The following is a 17970-nucleotide window of genomic DNA, read 5'->3' as shown; positions in this document are numbered from 1 at the left end:
CTTCTGCCGTGGTGCGCGCGAAAGAAGAAGCGCGATTCCCGCTTTCGCGGGAATGCCCGGAAAATGCGATGCCCAAACTCGATCTCGATGCCATCCCGCAGACCAACCGGACCGGCTATCCGCCGCACTATGCCGATGTGGTGCAGGGCCGCTGGTACCGCCGGCTTGGGCTGGCGAGCGGGCTGACCGATTACGGTGTCAGCCATGTCGTGCTCAAGCCCGGCGCCTGGTCGTCGCAGCGCCATTGGCATGAGGGCGAGGACGAATTCGTCGTGATGATCTCGGGCGAGGCGGTGCTGGTCGATGACGACGGCGAGCACGCGATGCGCCCCGGTGACTGCGCGGCGTTCCCGAAGAGCGACGGCAATGGCCATGTGTTGCAGAACCGGAGCGATGCGGACTGCGTGTTCATTGCGGTCGGCCGGCCCAATGCCAGCGATTGCCATTATCCCGATATCGATATGTTCATCGCTGATGGCGCCGGCTTCACGCGCAAGGACGGGAGCGCGTTCTGATCGCGCTCCCTTTTTCCCTTTACTTCACCATCGCCGCACTCTGATCGACCGGCACCACCGGCAGCCACACCCGGCTCGGCGTCGCGCCGCCGCGTTCGATCGTCACCGTCGCCTTGCGATAGTCGGACTTTTTCGCGAGGAAAATGTTCGGCACATAGGCCTGCGGATTGCGGTCGTAGAGCGGGAACAGGCTCGATTGCACCTGTACCATGATGCGGTGGCCGGGCTGGAACACATGGTTCACCGTGGGCAGGCGGAACTTGTACTGCTGCACCTTGCCCGCCGGGATCGGCGAGGGCTTGGCGAAGCTGTCGCGGTACCGCCCGCGGAAGATGTCGAGCGCGATCGGCAACTGGTATCCGCCCATCTTCGGATCGGTCGCGACCTCGTCCGGATAGACGTCGATCACCTTGACCACGAAATCGCCGTCGGTGCCGGTCGTCTTCGCGAAGATATCGGCGATCGGCGCGCCTGAGACACGCACCGCCTTGGTCAGCACCGGCGTCTGATAGGTCATCACATCGGGGCGCCCATCGACCCCGCGCTGATCGCTGACCAGCCAGTCGCCCCAGCGGCCATCACCGAAATTCACCGGGCGCGGCAGATGCGGCACGGGTTTGGCCGGATCCGAGACATAGGCATCACCGCCCGCCGCCGCCATATCGAAACCGAGCCCGCCATTGTCCTGCAGATACATCGGGGTGAGCGGCGCGGCGCAGCCTTCCTGGCACGCGAGTGGCCAGGTGGTGAAACGGTCCCAGTGATTCTCGCCGGTGTTGTAGATCGTCGCAGTGGGTAGAGTGACCGGTGGACCGTCCTTCAGATACTGGTTGAACAAAGGCAGGACCATCTCGTTGCGGAACTGCGCAGCGGTATCGCCATTCCACTGGAACACACCGAGCGAACGGCCCTCGCGGTTGATCTGGCTATGCCGCCACGGCCCCATCACGAGAAAGTTGTTGCCGGTCTTGCCCTTGGCCTTAAGCGCCTCCCAGGCGGTAATCGCGCCGTACATATCCTCCTGGTCCCACAATCCCTGTTCCCAGATGGTCGGGATGTTCGACGGGTTGGCGGCGAGCAGTTTGTCGAGCGCCTGACCCTGCCAGAACGCGTCATAGGATGGATGCGCGATCATCCGCTGCCAGAAGGGCAATTGATCGTAGCCCGACTTCTTCGCCCAGTCGCCGGCTGAGCCGATGGTGCGGAAATTGTCGTAATCGTCATAGCCGCCGGTCGGTGGGGCCTTGCCTTCGCCCTTGTAACCGGTCTGTCCGCCAAGCCAGGCGATGTTGGCGAGACGGAACGCGCCGTAATGCAGCCAGTCGTCGCCCATCCAGCCATCGATCATCGGGCTTTCCGGTGCCGCAACCTTCAGCGCCGGGTGCGGCGCGAGCAGCGCCATGACCACGGTAAACCCTTCATAGGACGACCCGATCATGCCGACCCGGCCATTGGATTCAGGCAGGTTCGCCTTGTTCACCAGCCAGTCGATCGTGTCATAGGCGTCGGTGACATGATCGACCTTGGTCTGGTTGAGCGGGCCGATCACCGGGCGAGTCACGACATAGTCACCCTCCGACCCGTATTTGCCGCGCACGTCCTGATAGACGCGGATATAGCCTGACTTGACGAACCCTTCGTCAGCCAGAGGGAGCGTCGACAGCATGCTCGGGCTGGTCGAGCGCTTCGCCCGGCCCATGGCGTTATAGGGCGTGCGCGTCAGCACGATCGGTGCGTTGGTCGCGCCCTTGGGCACCACGATGACGGTGTAGAGCTTGGTTCCGTCGCGCATCGGAATCATCATCTCGCGCTTGTCGTAATCGGCATCCCCGACCGGCGGCGTGAACTTGGCCGGGATATCGCCCCCCGGTGCGGCGGCGCTGGGAGGCGCCGCGTCCTGGGCAATCGCAGGCGACAGGGCGAGCGCGGAAGCCGCGACGAGCAGAAGAGGCTTGATCATGACAGGGGATCCTGGGGAAGTCGTTGATTGCACAGTGGTGCCGCTGCGTGATGCCGAATGCAACCGGCTGACCCGGGAATGCGGCCCGATGTCGCAAAACTGTAGGTCGCCGGCCATAAGGAGCAAGTTTCGGGTGAACTTCAGGGAGATGCTCTTGGACGAAAATGCATTGATACGTTCGGTTGTCGAAGGATTGTGGGATCAGGTTGGGCCCCAGTTGAGGATCGTTCTCGCCAAGGCGGAGGGCGACACGATCAGGCTGCGCTTCTATTTCGACGGGGACCCGTCAGAAGAAGACATCCGGTCGGCACGGATGACCGACATCGCGGTGTCGCTGGATTTCGGGGACTATGAGCGGGACATGACGATCAGCCGACTCGATGCACCGATCGGAATATCGACCGACGGAACCTGGCTGACGATCTTCTCACGCCGCGAACGTGTCGAAAAGACCGGCTATGACGCACTCATGAATGAGGTTTGCGTCGGCATGGGCTTTTGCGGGAGTATCGTCGATGACGAGCCGCGGCATGTCGATATGTTCATTCCGCCTGATGGATTGGTTTCAGCGGATCAGTTCACTGATTTCCTGCTCAAGGCCGAAGGCATGGATCCCGACGATGCCGAGTCGCTCCCGTACAAATCGGGGATCAGAGCCGCCTTTGTTCGGCACATGAATGCGGAAGCCGTCGACGCCCGGAATCTGCGGTGGAGGGATAACAGCGTCCCGATCGAAAGCATCGCCAGCTGCTATCCGGATTGAACTGAGCGACCGACTCAGGCCGCTGTCTTCTTCGCCGCGCCCGCCGCATTTACCACCCGGTCGCGCCCGTCCTGCTTGGCGTTGAGCAACGCCGCGTCGGCCGCCTGGAGCAGGCTTGCCGTCGCTTCCAGCGCGGGAAACGCCGCCACGCCGAACGAGGCACTGATCGGGTCGAGTGTGCGGCCGCGATGCGCGAGCGTCACTTCGCGGACCGCGATGCGGATCTCCTCGGCCAGCGTGACCGCCTGCGCAGCGTTGGCGCCGGGCAGCAGCAAGGTGAATTCCTCGCCGCCGTAGCGATAGGCGAGGGCGCTCTGCGGGCAGTGCCGGGTGACGATCTGCGCGACATGTTTCAGCACGGCATCGCCGGCGTCATGGCCGAACCTGTCGTTGAAGCGTTTGAAGTGATCGACGTCCATCATCACGCACGCCAGCGCACTACCGGACAGGCGCGCACGTTCCTCCTCGCGGTGCAGGGTCGCGTCGAGATGACGGCGATTGTACAGGCCGGTCAGCGGGTCGCGGATCGCCAGCGCGCGCAAGGTCAGGCGCAAGCGGATATTGGCCAGCGCCAGGCCGATATTCTCCGCCATCAGGTCGAGATACAGCCGCGGTGCGGCGCGGTCGCGCTCCGGGTCGTCCGACTGTTCCTCGAGATAGAGCAGGCCGACAATATCGCCCTGCGCCATCAGCGGCACGCAGATGCTCTCGGCGCTGCCGCTGCGCAGATAATGCTGGCACGCGACGTCTAGCCCGGAACCGCTGCTGACATGCGCATGGCCGCGCCTGAGGCCCCAGCATTCCGACGGCGCGAAACTGCTGCCGGTTCCGGCGGGTGCCTGCCAGTCGCTCGCCGCGATCAGCAGGCCGCGGGTCTCGTCATGGACGAACAGCGAGCCGGCGAGCTGCGGAAAGATCTGCGGCGCGAAACAGGCGACCACTTCGCCCAGTTCACCCGGCGTCTCGCAGCCCTGCATACGGTGCAGCATGCGCGACAGATTGTCCTTGGCGGTCTGGTCGCGCTGGCGCTCGGCCTCGAACTGCTCGCGCTCCATGCCGTTCTGGCGGAACTGGCGGATGGCGAGGGTCATGTCGCCGATCTCGTCTGAATGGCGATGGTCGGGCAGGTCGGCGGCATAATCCTGTTCCGCCAGCCGCGAGACGACTCCGCTCATCTGGATCAGCGGCCTGGTGATGCGGCGGCTGATCACGAAATACAGCACGCCGAGGAACAAGGCGGCGGTCGCGGCAAGCATGATTTTGGCGATCAGCTGGAGACGGTTGGATTGCGTTTCCGCCGCGACGACCTCGGCATGGGTACGCTCGTCGACCAGCATCTTGAACTGCGCGAGCGGCCGGTCGAGCCCGGCGAGCGCCTCATGGTAGGGCGCACCGAAGACGATCGCGCGCGCGGTTGCCCAGTCACCCTTGCGTCCCGCCGCCAGCACCTGTTCGTCGAACGCGAGCAGCGCCCTGCCGGCGGTATCGGCCTCCTTCAACAGCGTGCGTTCGCTTGGTCCCATCCCAAGCCGCTCGAGCTTTTCGAGTGCATCTTCGCGGGTGCGCGTTTCGCGCAGCTCGCGAGCATAAGCTGCGGCGTGACTTTCATCCTGGGTGGCGGCGAAACGCTGCATCGCGCCGCTCAGCCGGTCGGCGGCAAGATTCAGGCTGTCGACGACGCGGTCATACGTAAGCTCGGTCGAGATCGCCACGCGCTCGCGGGTTGTGGCCTGCGACGCCAGCAGAAACGCCGCACCCGACGCAAGCGTGAAGCAGACGGTCGCGCCGTACGCCCAGTTGGTGATCGTCGAGATGCGCATAATGCCCGATAGCACCGGCGGCGTTGCGCATTGGTAAAGGCCGGCCTGTTGGCAAAAACCGGCAGGAAATCAGGCCACCGGGACCTCGAACTTCTCGATCACCCATTCTTCTTCCTGCGCGCCGGCGATCCAGTCCTGCATGAAGGGGTGCTGGATCACCGCATCCATATAGCCAGCGGCGAAGCGCGCGATCGGCAGGCTGTAGGTAACGATGCGGGTCACGACCGGCGCGAACATGATGTCCGCCGCGCCGAATTCCCCGAACAGGAACTGGCCGTCGCCACCAAAGCGCGCCCGCGCCTGCGCCCAGAGTTCCATGATCCGGCCGAGATCGGCCAGCACATCCTCATCGGGGTGCTTGGGCGGGAAGACCTGGCGGATGTTCATGCTGTGCTTGCGGCGCAGCGCGGTAAAGCTGGAATGCATTTCCGCCGACATCGACCGCGCCATCGCGCGCGCGGCGTCGTCCTCGGGCCAGAATTTCGCGCGTTCGGTCTTCTCGGCAAGATATTCGACAATCGCCAGGCTATCCCACACCACCGCATCGCCATCCCACAGGATCGGCACCTTGCCCGATGACGGCGCGAACTCGTCGCCCTCGCGACGCTTGTCCCATTGCTCGTCATAGAGCGGCACGACCACCTCCTCGAACGGCAGTCCGGACTGCTTACAGGCGAGCCAGCCGCGCAGCGACCAGGAGGAATAGGCCTTATTGCCGATGATGAGTTTGAGCATGCGGGTTCCTAGCCAGGATGGTGCCCGCGAGTCGAGGGTGTCCACGCGGGAATGCGATATGCGGCCTGTGCTGGCTGTTCTTCGGCAATTAATGCTTCTGGTTGCCATTTGGGGACGAATTCGCGGATTTTTAGATGATTTTCAGTATCTTAGATCTGATTGGCTGTTATCGGATATCAGCCAGTGAACAGCCAGCATAACAGCCAGATATCAGCCACCGGAACAGCCAGTAACAGCGAATGCTGCTGGCTGTTTTTGCAGGAACAGCCAGCAGCATATCGTCCGAAAAATCTTCACCGTTGAGAAAGAGCGTGGCGGCGCACCGGATGGCGCTCCGTCCAGTGTCGCCTTGCCACGGCCGGTGCCGGCGTTGAATCAGATGGGTTCGCCCGCGCAGTGGCCGCGGACACGGACCAAAGAAAAGGATGGCGGGATCGGCAGCGAGCGACAGCGAATCATCACGATGAATGCGAGCGGAGCGTCCAGCAGATCGGGAAAAAGATATCGTATATAACCTCTGTCTATGCGGGTTATTTCCCATTTTTGCAGGGCAGCATACTCCGTGTGCTAAGAGTCTCGCCCATATTGCTCAGCCAGATGCGCGCCGCGTGGAGCGCGTAACGTCCTCAAATACTAGACATTGTCCTGTATGGGAGCGCCTCGGCGTCATTTGATATAACTATAAGCTATATAACTATGAACCCTTTGTGCTGGATTCGTGACAGCCATCGCATGGATGCTGCGTCGCGATAAGAAATCGGGGCGATAAGAAATCGGGGCGATAAGAAAATCAGGGGGACACGGTATGATGGCGCTTGCTCCACTCACCACTCCGGAGAATGCCGCGCGGCGCGCGACGTTTCTTCTTCTCGCCGGCAGTGCGATGCTGTGCTTCGCCGAGCCGGCACTGGCCCAGATTGCACCGGAGCCTGGGCCGGAGCCTGCAACGGTCGAACCGGAACCCGATATCGTCGTCACCGGATCGCTGGTCCAGCGCAACGGTTTCGACACGCCGACCCCAGTCACCGTGATTGGCGCCGAGACCATCAACCGCGTCGCCGCGCCTAACCTTGCCGACGTCATCAACCAGATGCCGTCGGTGCGCCCGTCGCTGACCCCGACCAGCACGGTCAATCTCGGCAGTCTCGCCGCCGGCAATTATATCGACCTACGCGGCCTGGGCTATCAGCGGACTCAGGTTCAGGTCGATGGTCGCCGTTATGTGCCGACCACGCCGGCCGGCGGCGTCAGCATCTCATCGATCCCGCAGGCGATGATCAACGGGATCGATATCGTTACCGGCGGCGCGTCGGCCGCTTATGGTTCGGACGCGGTTGCCGGCGTGGTCAATCTGCGGATCAATTCACGGTTCAAGGGAGTGAAAGGCAGTGTCCAGGGCGGCATTTCCAACTATGGCGATTACAAGAACTTCCTCGCCTCGCTGAGCTATGGCACCAGCTTCGCCAATGATCGCCTGCACCTGATCGTCGCCGGCGAGGCATCGCAGAATAGCGGTATCCGCTGGCTGCGCGACCGCCCGTGGAGCGCCCGTAACCCCGGCACGCTCGCCAACCCAGCCTATACCCCGACCAATGGCGAGCCGCGCAACATCCTGGTCACCGAAGGCATTCGCGCAACCAATGTCAGCTATGGCGGGGTCATCACCGGAGTCAGCTTCAATCCCGGGGGCGGCTCGGCGATCACCAATATCATTGCGCTCCCATCCTATCTCAAGGGCATCCAGTTCGATCCCAATGGCAATGCCGTGCCCTTCGCCTTCGGATCGCTGGTCACCGCATCGAGCCAGGTCGGCGGCGATGGCATCAACGGCATTGCCGACAGCCTGGGCGCTGTGCCGGTCAACCGCTACACCGGCTTCGGCCGGCTGACTTTCGACGCCAGCGATGCGATCACTCTGTTTGGCGAATTCTCGTACAACAAGGTGACCTCGCGCTATCTTGGCCTGGCCTCGGCCAATCAGCTCACCATCCGGTCGGACAATGTTTTCCTGCCCACCGCGCTGCGGCAGACGCTCGCCGCCAACAATGTCGCGACCATCACGCTTGGCCGCAGCGTGCTCGAAAATGGCCGGACCGTCACCGATCTCGACATCGAGACGATCAATACGCTCGGCGGTTTCAACGCCAAGCTGGGCGGCGACTGGTTGCTCGACGGCAGTTTCAGCTATGGCCGTACGCGCAACCGGGCGACCACGAGCAACAACCGGATCACCTCGACCTTCAACCTGGCGCTCGATGCGGTCGACGATCCGCGCACGCCCGGCGTGGTCGATCCGATTTGCCGCTCGACGATCGCCAACCCGACCAACGGGTGCGTGCCGCTGAATCTGATCGGCGAGGATCGCTTCTCCGACGCGGCGCTCGCTTATGTGAACGGTACCGGGTTCCGCCTGTGGGACATCAAGCAGAAATCGGCAGCGATGACGCTGCGCGGTTCGCCGTTCGATACCTGGGCGGGGCCGGTCTCGATCGCGGTCGGCGGCGAATATCGCGAGCTGAGCGTTCGGACCACCGCCGATCCGATCTCGGCTACGCTCGCCTTCGCCGGCGGCGGTAGCATCCCCTATGCCGGCAAGGTGACGGTCAAGGAAGGGTTCGGCGAAGTGCTGATCCCGCTCGCCAAGGATACCGGCTGGGCAAAGGATCTGAGCGTCGATGCCGCGGCGCGCGTCACCGATTACAGCACCTCGGGCACTGTCGTCACCTGGAAGGGCGGCATCAATTATGCGATCAACGAGTCGATCCGGCTGCGCGCTACGCGCTCGCGCGACATTCGCGCGCCCAGCCTGGAGGAATTGTTCCAGGCCGGCGCGACCTCGTCGCTGGGTGTCCAGGATCCGCTGCTCGGCGGCATCAGCTACCTCGTTACTGCGGCGAACCAGGGCAATCCCAATCTGACGCCCGAAAAGGCCGACACGCTGACCGCCGGCGTGGTGCTGTCGCCGACTTTCATTCCGCGCCTCAGCATCTCGATCGACTATTATTCGATCACGCTCAACGATGCGATCATCGCGCTCACCCCGGCAGCGATCGTCGAACGCTGCTACACGACATCGCCCCAGGCCTGCTCGCTGATCACTCGCGGGGGCGTCGACGACCGCATCACCCGCGTCGTCAACGGGCCGGTCAACCTGACTCAGGTCAAGACCAGCGGCATCGATGTCGAAGCGCAATACTGGTTCCCGATCGGCGCCGACCGGATCAATCTCCAGTCGCTGATCACCTATATCGACAATACCTCGATCTCCGACGGTCTCAACAAGCCGACGCTTCTTGCCGGCAGCGTCGAACAGCCGACGGTCGCTGCGGTCGGCGGCAATCCGCGCTGGAAGGTCAACACGCATGTCAGCTATGTGAACCCCGGTTTCACGCTGAGCATGGCGGCGCGCTATATCGGCGGGGGCAGCATCAACCGGGCCTACACCTACAAGGATCTGAACGTGCTGAGCGTCAGGGGACGGGTCTATTTCGATCTTCAGGGCGAAGTGACGCTGATCGGGAGGGGCGGCGACAGGGGGGGCGACAACCGGGTTGCGCTGTTCGGAACGATCCAGAACATGTTCAACAAGACGCCGCCGATCACCGGCGCGGGCGGTTACGGCACCACGCGCGCCTTGTACGACACGCTTGGCCGCATGTTCACCGCCGGCGTGCGCTTCAAATTCTGAAAGTGATCTGAAGGGACGAATGTCCGCGCCGCATCGGCGGTCCGGACCATGAGGGAGGATCCGATGACTCGTCTTGTCTGGCTGCCGCTGGCCGTATTGCTCTCAACGCCCGCCAATGCCGATCCGGGGGCGCGGGACCGGATCGCGGCGGCGCTTGCCGTCGGCTCTCCCACGGCCACCCCGGGATGCGCGGTCGGCATCTTTCGCGACGGCAGGGCGACGGAACTGGTCAATGCCGGCGCCGCCGATGTCACGACAGGCCGGCCAATCGGATCGGACACGCAATTCTACGCCGCCTCGGTCTCCAAGCAATTCACCGCGATCGCGCTGATGCAGCTGGTCGCGGCGGGCAAGGTCGCGCTGACCGACGATATCCGCAAATATTTCCCTGAGCTGCCCGATTATGGCACCGTCGTTACCGTCCAGATGCTGCTCAACATGACCGGCGGCATTCGCGACTCGCTCGCGCTGCTTGCACTGGAGGGTAATCTCAAAACCTCGGTGCCCAGCCGCGCCGATGCGCTCGCCGGCGTGCTGCGGCAAAAGGAAACCAATTTCACCCCCGGCACCGCCTATGACTATACCAATGGCGGCTATCTGCTGCTGTCGGAAATCATCGAGCGCGTGTCGAAGCAACCGTTCGAAAGCTATATCAACGCGCATGTCCTGAAGCCGCTGGGCATGATACGCAGCTTCATGATGCTGGGTGCGCGCACCACCGATGCCAATGCCACGCGCGGCTATGTCGCCGCGGGCGGCAAGGTGACGCTCGCCGACGAATATCCACTGTTCGGCGGATCGGGCGGGCTGATCACCACAGTGAACGACCTGGCCCGTTGGGATTACGACATCGACACCGGACACAAGATCTGGACGGCGGAGATTACCCGGCTGATGACCAGGCCGGGCACATTCACCAATGGCGCGCCGGTGGTGCGATCGGGCCGCGGTATCGCCTATGGCAATGCGCTGATCGTGGGGCCGCACTGGTTCCACCATACCGGCGGGGCGGCGGGTTTCCGGACGCTGTACGGCCGCTTGCCCGAAAAGCGGATCGGCATTGCCCTGTTGTGCAACAATGGCGCAATCGACCCTGCGAAAAAGGCCGACGAAGTGATCGCGGCGCTGGGCGAGGGGCTGCCGGCGATCACCGAACCGTCGTCGGACGGCTCGGCGCTCAATGGCCGCTATCGCAATCCGAACCTCGCCGCGACTTATGTCGTGGATGCGAAGGACGACATCATCAACCTGACGATCGAGACGGCCAAGGGCGGCAAGACCGGGCCGCTGGTTCTCAAGCGCAATGACGACGGTGCTTTCCTCGGTGGGCCGTTCAACATCACGCCGGATGACGATTCGCGCGGCTTCGTGCTCAAGACGTCGCGCATCACGCTTCATTTCAACCGGGTGCAATGATGATGGTTGCACTGCGCCGGGCTGCTGCGTCCTTGCGCCGCTCGCCCCTTTGCCTGGAGCCGGGTCCCGCACCTGAGATGAGCTATTTCGTTATAAGTAGTTGATATATAATGAATTACATGGACATTTCGTCGCGGCGGCGGCGGGAGATATGGGACATTTCTGGTGTGCCATATCTCTCGCCATGCGCTCCTCAATCCCCCCATCGGCAGCGATTCAACCGTCGCACAGGATCAGCAATGTCATCACGTGTCGGACTGTACCGGCTCGCTCTTTCTCAGTGTCGGAAAAAAACAGCATGGCCACGGCGCGAGCAGGTGGCCTGAGCTGCCAGGCGTCCGATTGCACTGTCCGGATTTCGTTTCAGCTCTGTGAGAGCCCCTTGCTCGGGTTGATCAGGAACTTCTCGCCCGTCGCCTTTTTCGCATAGGCCGCGAGAATGTCCGGCTGGAGTGCCTCGGCCAGCGAGATTTCCGATGTGTAATGGCTGGCGAAGGTGGTGGTCAGCTCGGCGGCGACGCGTGCGCGCATGCGCTGGCTGACTTCCGGGCCCGCCTTCATCAGGAAGTAGGTCAACAGGAAGCCGCCAATGCCCCAGGCCATGCCGGTGTTGCGGCCGATCTCGGTCGGACGCACGTCGAGTATGCCGTAGATATAGACCTGCTTGTGAGTGGTCGATCCGTAGCGGCTATATTCAGTCATCTTGCGCGTCGCGGCGACTTCCATCGCGGCAATGATCTGGCCGGCGAGCGGGCCGCCGCCGACGGCGTCGAAGGCGAGCGTCGCGCCGGTTTCCATCAGCGCGTCGACCAGTTTGGCGCGGAAATCGGGCGCGGTGCTGTCGACGACATATTTCGCGCCGATATCGGTCAGGATCTTCGCCTGAGCTTCGCTGCGCACGATGTTCACCAGCGATACGCCGTCGGCGATGCAGATGCGGTTGAGCATCTGGCCAAGGTTCGATGCGGCGGCAGTGTGGACCAGCGCGGTGTGGCCCTCGGCACGCATCGTCTCGACCATGGCGAGCGCGGTCAGCGGATTGACGAAGCAAGAGGCACCCTGCGCGGCCGTCGTGCCGTCGGGCAGGACCAGCGCGTCCGAGGCCCGCATCACACGGTACTGCGAATACATCGAGCCGCCGAGCAGCGCGACGGTGCGGCCGATCAGATGCTTCGCGTCGTCGCCCGCGTCGACCACCACGCCGGCGCCTTCATTGCCGACCGCCATTGCCTCGCCCAGCCGTGCCTGCAGCGAGGGCAGGATGGCCGTGGGGACCGATGCGGTGACGGTCGGACGATCGGCGGTGCCGCCGGCCTTGACCGTCGACAGGTCGGCCGGGCCGAGCAGCAGGCCGAGGTCGGACGGATTGAGCGGCGATGCCTCGATCCGCACCACCACCTGATCGGCACGCGGTGCAGGGATCGCCACATCGTCAAGCGACAGGCGCAGCTCGCCTTCGGGCGTGATCAGCGAGCTCAGTTGCAGGCCGGTGGTGATGGTCATCGCGTCTCTCCCAGAATGATGGGTAGCGATATGCAACGGATATTGGCGGAGTGCGAGGAAAATCCCACGCCCGGGAAGGATGCCGCAGGCGGAATGATCGCAGTCTCGAGCCGCGATCACAGGTCGCGAACACGCCAAAAATGCCGCCTTTTCCCTGGTCTGGTTTTCCGCTGGTGCCGAGCGGGGGTTACGTTAGTGTTACAGGCCCGGGAGGGCCGACCGGTTCATGCCGAAGACCCGGCAGCGCCGTCGAAACATAATTTGCCGGATCCGCAAGATCCGGCACGGACTGGCTCAACGACCTGCCAAAATGGCGGGCAAAATCGGGGAATAGTCATGGAGTTTCAGCACGCCAGCATTGCCGCCCACGCCATGGGCCGCCGTCGCAAATGGCGCCACGCCGTGTCGACGACCACAATAGGATTGGCCTTCCTGTCGACGACGGCGTTCGCACAAACCGTCCCAGAAACCGCAGCGCCGGATGCGAAGATCAGGGCGGCCGACGATTCCTCGATCGATATCGTCGTTACCGCGCGCAAACGCGAGGAAAGCCTGGTCGATACCCCCGCCGCGATCAGCGCGTTCAGCGGCGACACGCTGAAGACGCTCAACGCCAGCAACCTCGCCGATGTCGGCAAATATGTCCCGAACCTCAACATCAGCCGCTACGGCGTCGGCAACACCTCGCAGGCGGCGATCTTCATTCGCGCGATCGGCTTGCAGGATCACCTGATCACGACCGATCCGGGGGTCGGCGTCTATCTCGACGGCGTCTATCTCGGGCGGCAATTGGGATCGAACCTGTCATTGCAGAATATCGAGCGGATCGAGGTGCTGCGCGGGCCGCAGGGTACGCTCTATGGCCGCAATACACTGGGCGGGGCGGTCAATATCGTCACCAGCAAGCCGGGCACCAACGAGGGTGTCGAGGTCGAGGCGCAAGTCGGGACGCGCGGGCGCATCAATGGCAGCTTCTATGCCGACACCCGCCTGTCCCCGGACCTCGCCGTGTCGTTGAGCGGCAGCTACCGGAAACGCAACGGCGTGGGCGACGCAGTGTTCATCGCCAATCCCAGCGCGCGGATCGGTGAAGAGAATGAGTTCAGCGGGCGTGCGGCCGCCTATTGGACGCCGACCGCCAGTTTCTCGCTGCTCGCATCGGTCGATTTCGTCCATGGCCGCAACGGACAGTCGCCCTATAAGGTCGACATCTATGACGAGGGTAACCCGATCTCGTCGTCCGACCTCGTCGCGCCGGACGATTCGGGCACGTCGGTTGCGGGCCTGGAAAGCACCTCGCTCGATCTGTTCGGCGCCTCGATCACTGCCGAACTCAAGCTCAGCGACACCTTGTCGACCAAGCTGATCACCAGTTATCGCAGGACTGAATATACCGGCGGTCTTGCCGATAATGATACCCCGGCCTTGCTCTCGGTTTTCCCGGAGCGCGGCGAGGCTGAACAGGTTTCGAGTGAATTGCAGCTCAACGGAGAATTCGACAGATTCAACTTCGTGGGCGGTCTTTACTATTATTATGAGACCGGCAGCAACGAATCGAGGCCGAACTATTTCTTCTTCGCGCCGGGATTTTACACTGTCGAACAGACGTCGAACAGCTATGCCGCCTATGCGAATGGCAGCTACAAGATCACCGATGCGCTGACGATCGGTGCGGGCGTGCGCTATTCGAACGATGACAAACGTGCGACCGCCAATTTCTCCGGCAGCTTCCCCGGCCCGGTGACACGCAGTGCGGATTACGATGCGATAACTGCCGAGGGCAATATTTCGTACAAGCTCGGCAGCGACGCAACGGTCTATGCTACGGTCCAGCGCGGGTATCAGCCGGGAAGCTTCACGCCGCGCCCGTTTGGCGGCCCGGCCTCGTTCAACGCATCGCCCAAGACGACCGCGACCAATTACGAGATCGGCTTCAAGGGACGCATCACCCCGAACTGGACAGTGCTGTTATCGGCCTTCACCACCAACTATAGCGATCGCGGGCTGCCCTATTCATTCATCAACGCGGCTGGCTTCAACACTGTCATCATTTCCGCCGATGCGCGTGCGCGCGGCATCGAAGCGGAAAGCACCGTCAGTTTCGGCGGACTGCGGCTCAAGGGCTCGATCGGGTATCTCGACAGCAAGATCACCAGCGTCAATTCGCTGCCACCGGCGTTCTTTCCGACTGGCGGTACGCCGGTCGCCGGCGCGCCGACCGCGCTCAGCCCGAAGTTCACCGGTGCGGCAGTGGTCAGCTACACCTACCGACTGGCTTCCGGCGGCGCGGTGACGGCGCAGGCGGACTATTCGTATCGCGGCGACCAATATGGCCAGCCGGTGGCGCGCCCAAGCGAGTTGATCGCGCCGCGCAGTCTGGTCGGCTTCAATCTGAAGTACGAAAATCCCGGCCGCGACCTGTCGGTCAGCCTCTATGGCAACAATGTCTTCAACAAGGTCTATGACACCGGCCGGCTCGATCAGGGCGGATTCGTCGGCGTCGTTATCAGCAACGACCGCAGCGAGTTCGGCATCCGCTTCACCAAGAAATTCGGACGCTGATCCTGGAGGCACCGCTGGAGCAATGGCTTCGGCGGTGTCGCCCAGGGTGATCGAACCAACGCTCAGCCGATCGCCTCAATCACCGCAGCACGTAGTTCGGGAATGCCGAACCCCGTCTCGCTCGACGTCTCCAGCACATCCGGGTGCGCCGCCGGCCGCTTTCGCGCTTCTGCTGCGGTGCGGGCTGAGACTTCGGCAAGTTCGGTCGGCTTGATCTTGTCGGCCTTGGTCAGCACGAGGCGATAGCTGACCGCTGCCTTGTCGAGCATTTCCATGATCTCGCGATCGACATCCTTGATGCCGTGGCGCGCGTCGATCAGCACCAGCGCGCGCTTCAGTTCCTGGCGGCCGCGCAGGAAGTCGTTGACCAGGAAGCGCCACTTCTTGACCATGTCCTTCGGCGCTTTGGCAAAGCCATAGCCGGGCATGTCGACCAGGCGGAAGGAGAGCGGCTCGCCGACGTCGAAGAAGTTCAGCTCCTGCGTGCGACCCGGCGTGTTCGACGTGCGGGCGAGCGAATTGCGCCCGGTCAGCGCATTGAGCAGCGAGGATTTACCGACATTAGAGCGGCCGGCAAAGGCAACCTCAGGAACGCTGGCGTCGGGAATGAACGCCAGCGTCGGCGCCGATTTGAGGAACGCGACGGGGCCCGCAAAGGTCTTGCGCGCGGTCTCGATCAGCTCGGGGGTGAAGCCGAGTGGATCGGGAGCCTCGGAGCCAGCAGGATCGGACGCGTCGGTCATTTGACCGCGGCCTCCTTCAACGCCGGATGCCGCGAATAGAGCAGCTTCTGCTGCAGGATCGTCAGCACGTTCGAGGTGATCCAGTAGACCTGCAGGCCGACCGCGAACGGTGCCATCACGAACATCAGCACCCAGGGCATGATCGCGAAGACCTGCTTCTGCGTCTCGTCCATCGGCGCGGGGTTCAGCTTGAACTGGAAGTACATCGAGATGCCCAGCATGATCGGGATGATGCCGATCGCCAGGAACGCCGGCGGCGTATAGGGGAGCCAGCCGAACAGGTTGAGCGGCGTCAGCGGGTCGTGCGCCGACAGATCCTTGATCCACAGGATGAAAGGCTGATGACGCATTTCGATCGTCAGCAGCAGCACCTTGTAGAGCGCATAGAAGATCGGGATCTGCAGGAAGGTCGGCAGGCAGCCGGCAAGCGGATTGACCTTCTCCGTCTTGTACAGCGCCATGATCTCCTGCTGCTGCTTCTGCTTGTCATCCTTGTAGCGCTCCTGCAGCGCCTTCATCTTGGGCTGCAGCGCGCGCATCGCCGCCATCGAGGCGAACTGGCGCTGTGCGATCGGGAACATCAGGCCGCGGATTGTGACCGTCAGCAGGATGATCGCCACGCCGAAATTGCCGACCATCTGGAACAGCCAGTGGAGGTAGTAGAAGATCGGCTTTTCGACGATGCGGAACCAGCCCCAATCGATGCCATGATCGAATAGCCCGATCCCCTCCTTGTCGGTATAGCGGTCGAGCAGCTTCACTTCCTTCGCACCGGCAAAGAAGCGTGATGTCTGGGTGACGGCAGAGCCTGGCTGGACGAGGCGGGGGGTGACCGCATAGTCCGCCTGATAGGCCTTGTTCGGGCCGGGGCGGAACTGGCCGTCAAATGCCACGCCCTGATCGGGGACCAAAGCGGTCAGCCAATATTTGTCAGTGAAGCCGAGCCAGCCGCCTGTGGTGTTGAACTTTTGCGGGCCTCCATCGACGTCGCTGAAATTGACGTCGTAATGCGCGCCGCCATTATGCACCGACATTGGGCCGATCTGCACTGTCCAGGTATCGGGATCGTGGAACACGCCGATGCGGTTGATCAGGCCATAAGCGGCGACGGGGACGGGCCCGGCGCCGGCATTGGCGACGGTCTGGCGCACGGTGAACATATAGCCGTCATCGACCGAGATCTCGATGCGGAAGCGCTGGCCGGTGGCATTGGCGGCATCGAGCGTGACCGGCTTGCCGATCGACAGTACATCGCCGGTCGCTTTCCAGACCGTATCAGCTGCCGGCGGCTTCAGGCCGTCGTCGCGCCAGCCAAAGCCGGCGAAATAGGCGCCCGATGTGCCCGATGGCGAGAGCAGGCGGATCGGCGGCGAATTCTTGTCGATGGTTTCCTTATAGGTGACCAGCACCAGGTCATCGATGCGCGCACCCTTGAGGTTGATCGAGCCCTTGAGATTGGGCGTGTCGATGCGCACGCGCGGCGTTTCGGCCAGCACCGTGTTGCGGTCGCGCACGGCGGCGGCGCCATCGGCGGCCGGAGTCGTGCCCGGGTTCGCGCCGGGATTGGGCAGGGCCTTGCTCTTGCCGTCGACAATCTGCGTGCTCGGCGGATTGGACGGGAAGAAGTGGCTGATTAGATATTGTCCGCCGAACATGATCAATGCCGCGAGCACCGCGAACAGGATGAAGTTCTTGTTGTCGTTGTTCACCGCGCTTGGATCCCGATCATGTTGGGGTAGTCTGGAATGGGCTGAAAATCAGGGAACTGGGTCATAACCCGACCCGCCCCAGGGATGACAGCGCCCGATACGCCGTGCTGCCAGCCATCCGCCCTTCAGCGCGCCATAGCGGCGAAGTGCCTCTATTGCATAGGCCGAACAGGAAGGCGCGTAGCGGCAGGTGGGCGGCAGGACCGCCGACGGTCCGATCTGCCAGAGCCGCGCCAGGCCGATGAGCAACTTCGCCATCATCGCGCGATCTTCTGCAGCGCTTTGGCAAGGTCGGTGCGGAGCTGCGCGAAATCGCGCTCGATGCCGCCATTGCGGCCGATCAGCACATGATCGGCGCCGCGAATGCCCGATTCGGGCAGGAGATCGCGCGCGAGCGCACGCAGTCGCCGCTTCATGCGGTTGCGGACCACGGCGTTGCCGATTTTCTTGGTCACGGTGTAGCCGATTCGCATCGTCGCATCACCGTCGTCGCGATCGCGCACCAGCAGGACGAATCCCGGCATCGGTGCGCGCTTGCCGGCGTTCGCCGCGAGGA

Annotated in this window: 13 protein-coding genes; 5 read left to right on the top strand and 8 right to left on the bottom strand. The window is 63.0% G+C overall.

The genetic code is table 11. The features are described 5' to 3' along the window. Positions 1-68 precede the first annotated feature (68 nt). A complete protein-coding gene (locus tag ACRECS_RS17475) occupies positions 69-515 on the top strand; it encodes a cupin domain-containing protein (protein WP_431584222.1) in 447 nt (148 codons plus the stop codon). Positions 516-534: 19 nt separating this feature from the next. On the opposite strand, the gene ACRECS_RS17470 is transcribed toward ACRECS_RS17475, so the two are convergent. After that, positions 535-2475: a CocE/NonD family hydrolase gene (locus ACRECS_RS17470; protein ID WP_431584221.1), complete on the bottom strand. Its 1941-nt coding sequence runs from the start codon at positions 2473-2475 to the stop codon at positions 535-537. Between the two features lie 34 nt (positions 2476-2509). On the opposite strand from ACRECS_RS17470, the gene ACRECS_RS17465 reads away from it, so the two are divergent. After that, on the top strand, positions 2510-3238 hold the full coding sequence (locus ACRECS_RS17465) for a hypothetical protein (RefSeq protein WP_431584220.1): 729 nt from the start codon (positions 2510-2512) through the stop codon (positions 3236-3238). Between the two features lie 14 nt (positions 3239-3252). On the opposite strand, the gene ACRECS_RS17460 is transcribed toward ACRECS_RS17465, so the two are convergent. Together ACRECS_RS17460 and ACRECS_RS17455 are read right to left on the bottom strand one after the other, a co-directional pair. Beyond that, positions 3253-5073 carry a diguanylate cyclase gene (locus ACRECS_RS17460; RefSeq protein ID WP_431584219.1) on the bottom strand — a complete coding sequence of 607 codons (1821 nt, stop codon included), beginning with the start codon at positions 5071-5073 and terminating at the stop codon, positions 3253-3255. Between the two features lie 54 nt (positions 5074-5127). Then, positions 5128-5793 carry a glutathione S-transferase family protein gene (locus ACRECS_RS17455; protein ID WP_431584218.1) on the bottom strand — a complete coding sequence of 222 codons (666 nt, stop codon included), beginning with the start codon at positions 5791-5793 and terminating at the stop codon, positions 5128-5130. Between the two features lie 805 nt (positions 5794-6598). Between ACRECS_RS17455 and ACRECS_RS17450 the strand changes: the two genes are divergently transcribed. Then, positions 6599-9481 carry a TonB-dependent receptor domain-containing protein gene (locus tag ACRECS_RS17450; protein ID WP_431584217.1) on the top strand — a complete coding sequence of 961 codons (2883 nt, stop codon included), beginning with the start codon at positions 6599-6601 and terminating at the stop codon, positions 9479-9481. Between the two features lie 63 nt (positions 9482-9544). Further along, positions 9545-10897 carry a serine hydrolase domain-containing protein gene (locus ACRECS_RS17445; protein WP_431584216.1) on the top strand — a complete coding sequence of 451 codons (1353 nt, stop codon included), beginning with the start codon at positions 9545-9547 and terminating at the stop codon, positions 10895-10897. A gap of 363 nt (positions 10898-11260) precedes the next feature. Here the strand turns inward: ACRECS_RS17445 and ACRECS_RS17440 are convergent, their stop codons facing one another. Further along, positions 11261-12400, bottom strand: coding sequence for a zinc-binding dehydrogenase (locus ACRECS_RS17440; protein WP_431584215.1), 1140 nt, complete (start codon positions 12398-12400; stop codon positions 11261-11263). Positions 12401-12736: 336 nt separating this feature from the next. Between ACRECS_RS17440 and ACRECS_RS17435 the strand changes: the two genes are divergently transcribed. After that, positions 12737-14962, top strand: a complete 2226-nt coding sequence (locus ACRECS_RS17435; protein ID WP_431584214.1) for a TonB-dependent receptor — start codon at positions 12737-12739, stop codon at positions 14960-14962. Between the two features lie 62 nt (positions 14963-15024). Here ACRECS_RS17435 and yihA read toward each other — a convergent pair whose 3' ends face one another. The 4 genes from yihA to rnpA all read right to left on the bottom strand — a co-directional run. After that, positions 15025-15705 (bottom strand): ribosome biogenesis GTP-binding protein YihA/YsxC, encoded by a 681-nt coding sequence (gene yihA / locus ACRECS_RS17430; RefSeq protein WP_431584213.1) that lies wholly within the window; start codon positions 15703-15705, stop codon positions 15025-15027. Continuing rightward, positions 15702-17414, bottom strand: a complete 1713-nt coding sequence (yidC, locus tag ACRECS_RS17425) for a membrane protein insertase YidC (RefSeq protein WP_431584212.1) — start codon at positions 17412-17414, stop codon at positions 15702-15704. Before yidC ends, yihA begins: the two co-directional genes overlap by 4 nt. A gap of 48 nt (positions 17415-17462) precedes the next feature. After that, the gene (yidD, locus tag ACRECS_RS17420) at positions 17463-17675 is read right to left on the bottom strand and encodes a membrane protein insertion efficiency factor YidD (RefSeq protein WP_034160257.1); all 213 of its coding nucleotides are present in this window, start codon (positions 17673-17675) and stop codon (positions 17463-17465) included. Then, on the bottom strand, positions 17672-17970 hold a 299-nt coding region (gene rnpA / locus ACRECS_RS17415), incomplete at its 5' end, for a ribonuclease P protein component (protein WP_431584211.1). The genes yidD and rnpA, both read right to left, overlap by 4 nt.

The sequence above is a fragment of the Sphingomonas sp. genome, assembly GCF_050725575.1.
Classification (GTDB): domain Bacteria; phylum Pseudomonadota; class Alphaproteobacteria; order Sphingomonadales; family Sphingomonadaceae; genus Sphingomonas.
The sequence above is the reverse complement of the archived record's forward strand: the minus strand, read 5'-3'. Positions and strand labels throughout refer to the sequence as shown.

What these genes read in the sequence shown, in the direction of transcription:
- ACRECS_RS17440 (WP_431584215.1), bottom strand. Translation starts at nt 12,400, where the DNA reads ATGACCATCACCACCGGCCTGCAACTGAGCTCGCTGATCACGCCCGAA.
- ACRECS_RS17445 (WP_431584216.1), top strand. Translation starts at nt 9,545, where the DNA reads ATGACTCGTCTTGTCTGGCTGCCGCTGGCCGTATTGCTCTCAACGCCC.
- ACRECS_RS17455 (WP_431584218.1), bottom strand. Translation starts at nt 5,793, where the DNA reads ATGCTCAAACTCATCATCGGCAATAAGGCCTATTCCTCCTGGTCGCTG.
- ACRECS_RS17435 (WP_431584214.1), top strand. Translation starts at nt 12,737, where the DNA reads ATGGAGTTTCAGCACGCCAGCATTGCCGCCCACGCCATGGGCCGCCGT.
- yidD (WP_034160257.1), bottom strand. Translation starts at nt 17,675, where the DNA reads ATGATGGCGAAGTTGCTCATCGGCCTGGCGCGGCTCTGGCAGATCGGA.
- yihA (WP_431584213.1), bottom strand. Translation starts at nt 15,705, where the DNA reads ATGACCGACGCGTCCGATCCTGCTGGCTCCGAGGCTCCCGATCCACTC.
- ACRECS_RS17475 (WP_431584222.1), top strand. Translation starts at nt 69, where the DNA reads ATGCCCAAACTCGATCTCGATGCCATCCCGCAGACCAACCGGACCGGC.
- ACRECS_RS17450 (WP_431584217.1), top strand. Translation starts at nt 6,599, where the DNA reads ATGATGGCGCTTGCTCCACTCACCACTCCGGAGAATGCCGCGCGGCGC.
- ACRECS_RS17470 (WP_431584221.1), bottom strand. Translation starts at nt 2,475, where the DNA reads ATGATCAAGCCTCTTCTGCTCGTCGCGGCTTCCGCGCTCGCCCTGTCG.